Source organism: Enterococcus avium ATCC 14025 (assembly GCF_000406965.1).
GTDB lineage: Bacteria > Bacillota > Bacilli > Lactobacillales > Enterococcaceae > Enterococcus_A > Enterococcus_A avium.
Window position 1 is genome coordinate 23,866 of sequence record NZ_KE136357.1, and the last position, 6,386, is coordinate 30,251.

The window sequence follows — 6,386 nt, forward strand, 5'->3', positions numbered from 1 at the left end:
TAGTGATGAGAAAACCAATTGTTGGAATTAGTTTAAAAATATATATGAACGAACTAGAACCCACTATTAAATATACCCAGAAGTTGAAGGAGCTTTGTAATCACTTTGCAGACATTGATTTATTTATGTTTCCCAGTATGGGAACCTTACGGGAGGTTGGACAGTGTCTAAGTAATTCATCCATTGAGTTTGGGTCTCAAAATATCGCCTTTATGGAAAATGGTGCGTTAACAGGAGAATTCTCAGTAGAATCACTTTGCGATATGGGATGTAGCTATGTTGAGTTGGGGCATGCTGAACGACGGAAATACTTTAACGAGACGGACGAAATAATAAACGAAAAAGTAAAGCTTGCTTTCAAAAACGAGATACGTCCTGTTTTATGTATTGGAGAAAGTATGCACGAAAAGGACCAGGTGAAAGCACACTTGAAGAAGCAATTGATTGTGGACTTAAGTGGGGTCACTCCAGAAGAATTAACAGAATTGGTCATCGCCTACGAACCCGTATGGGCGATTGGACAGGAAAAAGCCGCATCAGCCAGCTATGTACACCATGTACATGAGATGATTCGAAATATTTTGACCGACCATTATGGTCATTCAATTGCTCAGAAAATAAGAATCATATATGGCGGTTCTGTTAGTCAGAATAACGTGAATGACTTAATCGAAAATGAACATGTGGATGGCGTTTTTGTTGGAAGATTTGGACATGATCCAGAAAAATTTAAGAACATTGTTGAAATTGTTCAGCAAGTAAAGGAGAAAAAATGAAATTCTTTTTAGATACAGCAAACGTAGATGAAATCAAACGAATCAACAAATTAGGCCTAGTTGATGGAGTAACGACCAATCCGACAATCATTGCAAGAGAAGGTCGAGATTTTGAGGAAGTCATCAAAGAAATTTGTGAAACGGTAGAAGGTCCTGTCAGTGCAGAGGTTATCAGTTTAGATTCGGAAGGCATGATTAAAGAAGCCAAAAATATTGCACAATGGGCAGAAAATATCGTAGTGAAAATCCCAATGACCGAAGCAGGTTTGGAAGCAGTAAACAAATTGACAAAATTAGGAATCAAAACAAATGTCACATTGATTTTTACCGCTGCACAAGGGTTGATGGCAGCCAAAGCTGGCGCAACATACATTAGTCCATTCTTAGGCAGATTGGATGATACTGGAACAGACAGCCTAACGTTGATTAAGAAGTTGCGAACGATTTTGGAGACGTATGGATTGAAGACTGAGATTATTTCAGCAAGTGTTCGTGGTTTAGAACATGTAGAAAAAGTTGCAGTGGCAGGTTCGGATATCGCTACGATCCCGGGATCATTATTCCCTAAATTATGGAGTCACCCATTGACTGATGCGGGTATTGCAGCCTTCATGAAGGATTGGGAAGCATTCAAGAATCAATAAGAATCAATAGCATAAACTGGAGGAGCGAAAAATGAGTAAACGTAAACCAGTAGTCGTAATGAGTTGGGCAATGAGACAAAATCGCGAAGTTGAGGCGGTAACCTTTGCCGAACAATTAGTCGAACTTTTAGGAAATGATCAGAATATTGAGAAGATTTTGCTGCCATCGATGGCCATGCTCTATCCAGTATCAAAAGTTTTATGGAATACCAATATACATTTAGGAGCGCAAAACATCAGTGCTTACGCATCCGGAGCATATACCGGCGAGTATTCAATTGAATCGTTATTGGATATCAAAGGGGATTACGTAGAACTTGGGCATTGGGAAAGAAGACAATACTTTCATGAGACGGATACAACGATTAATAAGAAATTGCGTTTGACCCTTGAAAAAGGCTTGAAGCCGATTTTATGTGTGGGCGAAGTGGAACAGACAAGCGATTTCGAAGAGATTGAATCCTTTCTTTACTTACAATTATTTAATGATCTTTATGAAGTGAAGAAGGAAGATTTGGAGACTTTAGTGATCGCTTATACGCCGATTTGGGCAGTGAATAAAAGCAAGGCAGCGAGCGCACCGCACATTCATCTCGTCTGCGGAATGATTCGAAAAGTTCTGGCGAAAATGTTCGATTTAGCATCGGCCGAGAAAGTTAGAATAATTTATGGCGGAGCAGTTAGTCCTGAGAATGCTACATTGATCGTTCGAAACAAAGAAGTTGATGGTGTTTTTGTTGGGCGCTTTGGCAGCAATTCTGAGAGATACGCCAAAGTAGTGGCAGAAGTACAAAACAATATCGATAAAGAAAGCAGTTTTTGATTGGTAAGGAGAGAAGACATTTTCTGATTATACAGACCAACTAGGTGTGAACACGATTCGATCGCGGTCGGTAGAAAATATTGTTTCTGTCTTTCTTTCATTGAACATGGAGGTAGAATAAGTTAGATGAAGAAATATACATTAGAGAATGAATTTATCTTAGTCGAGTTTTTAGATCTAGGCGGTTGTATTACTAAATTAGAAAAGAAGAATAACCAAACAAATTTCGTGCTTCATTATTCTGATAGTGAAACCTATCAGTCCAATCCTTATTTTCTAGGTGCAACAATCGGACGAAATGCGGGGCGTACTTTTCCGCCATATTATTTGAATAGCGATGAAAAGCAAATTAGATTGGATACAAACGAAGGAGATTTGCATCTTCATGGTGGTAAAGAAGGTCTTCAATTTAAGCAATGGTCCGTTAAAAAAATAGATGAAACTGCATATAGATTGTCTTATTTTGACACTGATTCTGTATACGAAGACATGGACTTCACCATATACTATCGATTAGAAGGAAACACCTTCATTGTTGAAATGCATGGAAATTCAGAACAGCCGACGATTTGTAATCTGACGAATCATTCCTATTTCAACTTGAATCACAACAAAAAAACGATTGAAAACCATTGGTTGACAATTGATGATGCAGAAATTCAACTTATTGATGCACAGCTTGTTCCTACGCAGGAATACGTGAAACCTACAGGCGAATACGAAAGCTATAATTTTCAAAAGGAAGTACAGATCAAAAAGGCCTTGGGTACAGAAAAGAAGTTAGCGAAACTCTGCGGAAATGGGATTAATCTGGCCTATCGTTTTACCGATCCCGATTTTATGCGAACAAAAATAAAACTAAAAAATGATACTGGAGACAATCGCTTAACAATTCGTTCTAATCAGGAAGCTTGTGTCGTCTACACTTTAAATAGTATTGATAAGCCCGTACTTTTAAATCGAGAGATACCAATTGAACCTTTCATGGGGATTACTTTTGAAATGCAGCAAATTCCCAATTATGTCCATGAGAAAAAGGATCATCTATGTCAAAAGTATTCTTCGATTACTACTTACGAAATAAATTAAGGGAGCATGCACGATGGATTATTATTTAGGCATTGATTTAGGAACAAGCTCTTTAAAAATCATCTTGGCTGATAATCAGGGAAGAATACTCGGTAATTCAAGTAGTTCTTTCTCTATCATTTCAGAAAAGGAAGGCTATAGTGAAGAAAATCCAACCGATTGGCTGCGAGCGTTTGATCGCGCTTTCAGTGAAATGATGGAAAGATATCCTCAAATAAAAGAGAATATCGTTTCTATCGCTTTCTCTGGACAGATGCATAGTTTGGTGATGATTGATGAGGAAGGGATCCCTATTCGTCCGGCGATTCTATGGAATGATGTTCGAACAACTGAGCAGGTGAAACAGTTAAACACCGATATTCTACCTCACCTATTATCGGTAGAAAAAAATATTTCTTTAGAGGGTTTTACGTTACCAAAAATACTATGGGTGATGGAAAATGAGCCGGAAAACTGGAAAAAGGTTTGGAAATTCATGATGCCGAAGGATTACCTCATTTATTATCTTACAGGTAAAGTTTGCACTGATTATTCCGATGCATCAGGGACTATCATGTATGATGTCAGGAAACATCAATGGGATGAGGAGATACTGACAAGGTTTGATATCCGTTTAGATCAATGTCCTGAACTGTTGTATTCTACTGACAGTGCGGGTGTGCCTACTGAGCAGATAAAGGAAAAGTTTAACATTACTAAGAACTTTGCTGTGATCATGGGTGGGGCCGACAATGCTTGTGGTGCACTAGGTACAATTGATAATATTGAAGAGCAGGGACTTATTTCAGTCGGAACTTCTGGCGTTATTTTGACCTACTCCAATGACAGTATGAACCAAGTAGGAAAGTATCACTATTTCAATTCATTGATTGAAGAACAAGATTACAAAATGGGTGTTACACTTTCCGCGGGCTATTCCTTAGATTGGTTCAAAGAGAGGTTTGCACCTGGTGAGGATTTCGAGACACTAACGAAGAAAGCTGAAGAAAGCTCTATTGGAAGTAAGGGGGTACTTTTCTTACCCTATCTTTTTGGCGAACGCAGTCCCTATTACAATGCAAAAATGTCTGCGGAATTTGTTGGAATGAAGGCGTACCACAATGATGGTGACTTGATTCGGTCGGTATTGGAAGGAGTGGCCTTTTCGCTTAAGAACGTATATCAAACTATGAGGGATTTATCCGATAAACAGGTGCAAAAATTTCGGATTACTGGAGGCGTAGTGAAAAATCCTCTTTGGTTACAAATGTTTGCAGACATATTCAACTCCGAGATCGAAGTTTTAGCAATCGATGAGGGTCCAGCTTTTGGTGCTCTTATCTGTGCGATTCATGCTTCTACCGGACAGCTTTCATCAGAGATATGGAAAAAATATAACCATGTCAAAAAAATTTATTCACCTGAGCAAAAAGCTGTTGAAGAATATGAAGTTTATTATCAGAAGTTTAAACTACTGAGTGATAAGATGGATGCTTCATCGTGTCTGAGGATTAAATAAAATAAAACGAGGTATTGGAAAGCTGTAAAACGTTTTTTTGATACCTTTAATCATCCATCTTTCCGATAAAGAGCAACTCTTTCTAATACTTGCTGCTCATGTTATAACAAAAATACCAAACAGAAAATTGCTGAGTGTGGCACTATATTCTGGTATTCGAGATCTATAGGTTTAAAAAGGTAATATTATGTTTTTAACTAGGACGAAACAATAGCTGAAAACTAACGACTATCAATTGAAATTTGTTTTTGCTATCTTAATACTGAAAAAAAGTAAAAAATTTTAAGCGATCAAAAGATTGATGATTCAATCTTTTGATCGCTTTGTTTCTGAAACTAAAATCTACTTTCTAAGTCTAAGGTAGTTATTGATATCTTATCCTTGTATGATGATATTACAAAAAAAGTTATATAATAGATAGAAAACGCTTTACTCTCAATATGAAATATTTTTATGAACTGGGAGGAATAAAATGAAATTAAAAAGTAGAGAAATCAAAATACTTCATTATCTTTTGCAAATGAAAGAGTACGTACCAGTGAAAGATATTGCTCTTAGTCTACAAATCAATGAACGGGAGGTTAGATAAAGTCTATATAAAGTAGATTAGTTTCTAAAGAAGAATCAGTTTGAGAAGTTGGTCAGAATAAAAAGAAAAGTTTTTTATTGCTAAAAAATAAGAAAATAGAAGAAATGATTCTTTCGATGCAATTAAGAGTTAGTCCAAGCAACTTCCAGTATTCACATGATGAAATTTTTTGTTTATTCTATTAAGTTTGCTAATCTCAAACGAGTATTTATCTGCTAGCTATTTTGAGGAGACTTTATTCATATCTCGAACAAAAATTATTACTATTCTTGATGAATTGGAGGAATTCTATTTCTTGGAGATTCAGAATTAAGTCATAAAAAGAGATCAGTTTTTTTATAGAAGGATCATTGTTTGACAAAAGTCGTCTGGCTGCAAAACTTCTAATTGAAACAATTCCTTTTAATGAAATTGAAAGGTTCATTCTTTTAGGTGAGACGACGACAAAAATAAGCGAGTTGCTCTTAAACAACATTTTTACAATTGATGAAGACCTCCTTTTACAAAACGATTATACACTATTACTAGTTAATTAATATATCAAATTAGCTGACTAACAGAGAAACTTAGATAGCTCCATCACATAGAGTTTTTCTTAATCATTTTGAAATGTAGTATTCAAGAATAAAAAAACTCAAGAAGAATGTATCTCCTTGAGAGAATTTTGGGTTTAGTATTTTTTCAATAGTAGAAAAATGGAAATACTCAAAATTATTGAACCAAATATCAAATAGAATGGGTTACCTTTTTTAATATTGGTTTTAGGATAACGGAGATTTCCTGTTTTGTTTATATTTGTATAGATCGATACGCTGTCGGATTTTTTTTCAAAATCTTTAGCTGTTTCAGAAGGCGTACTGGATTCAGAAGGCGTACTGGATGTAGACGACGAACTAGACGAAGACGACGAACTAGACGAAGACGACGAACTAGACGAAGACGACGAACTAGACGAAGACGACGAACT

The 6,386-nt window shown here is 36.3% G+C and carries 5 protein-coding genes; all 5 read left to right on the top strand.

What is annotated here, in order from left to right; all coding sequences use genetic code 11:
- Positions 1 to 5: 5 nt before the first annotated feature.
- The 5 genes from tpiA (at position 6) to xylB (ending at position 4,830) form a co-directional block, all read left to right on the top strand.
- Positions 6 to 776, top strand: a complete 771-nt coding sequence (gene tpiA, locus OMU_RS00130; RefSeq protein WP_016177932.1) for a triose-phosphate isomerase — start codon at positions 6 to 8, stop codon at positions 774 to 776.
- Positions 773 to 1,420 (top strand): fructose-6-phosphate aldolase, encoded by a 648-nt coding sequence (gene fsa, locus OMU_RS00135; protein ID WP_016177933.1) that lies wholly within the window; start codon positions 773 to 775, stop codon positions 1,418 to 1,420. Before tpiA ends, fsa begins: the two co-directional genes overlap by 4 nt.
- A gap of 31 nt (positions 1,421 to 1,451) precedes the next feature.
- Complete coding sequence (locus tag OMU_RS00140; RefSeq protein WP_016177934.1) at positions 1,452 to 2,243, top strand: triose-phosphate isomerase family protein; 792 nt, start codon at positions 1,452 to 1,454, stop codon at positions 2,241 to 2,243.
- Between the two features lie 126 nt (positions 2,244 to 2,369).
- On the top strand, positions 2,370 to 3,332 hold the full coding sequence (locus OMU_RS00145; RefSeq protein ID WP_016177935.1) for an aldose epimerase family protein: 963 nt from the start codon (positions 2,370 to 2,372) through the stop codon (positions 3,330 to 3,332).
- Positions 3,333 to 3,345: 13 nt separating this feature from the next.
- Positions 3,346 to 4,830, top strand: coding sequence for a xylulokinase (gene xylB, locus OMU_RS00150; protein WP_016177936.1), 1,485 nt, complete (start codon positions 3,346 to 3,348; stop codon positions 4,828 to 4,830).
- The last annotated feature ends 1,556 nt before the right edge of the window (positions 4,831 to 6,386 follow it).

What these genes read in the sequence shown, in the direction of transcription:
- tpiA (WP_016177932.1), top strand. Translation starts at nt 6, where the DNA reads ATGAGAAAACCAATTGTTGGAATTAGTTTAAAAATATATATGAACGAA.
- fsa (WP_016177933.1), top strand. Translation starts at nt 773, where the DNA reads ATGAAATTCTTTTTAGATACAGCAAACGTAGATGAAATCAAACGAATC.
- OMU_RS00140 (WP_016177934.1), top strand. Translation starts at nt 1,452, where the DNA reads ATGAGTAAACGTAAACCAGTAGTCGTAATGAGTTGGGCAATGAGACAA.
- OMU_RS00145 (WP_016177935.1), top strand. Translation starts at nt 2,370, where the DNA reads ATGAAGAAATATACATTAGAGAATGAATTTATCTTAGTCGAGTTTTTA.
- xylB (WP_016177936.1), top strand. Translation starts at nt 3,346, where the DNA reads ATGGATTATTATTTAGGCATTGATTTAGGAACAAGCTCTTTAAAAATC.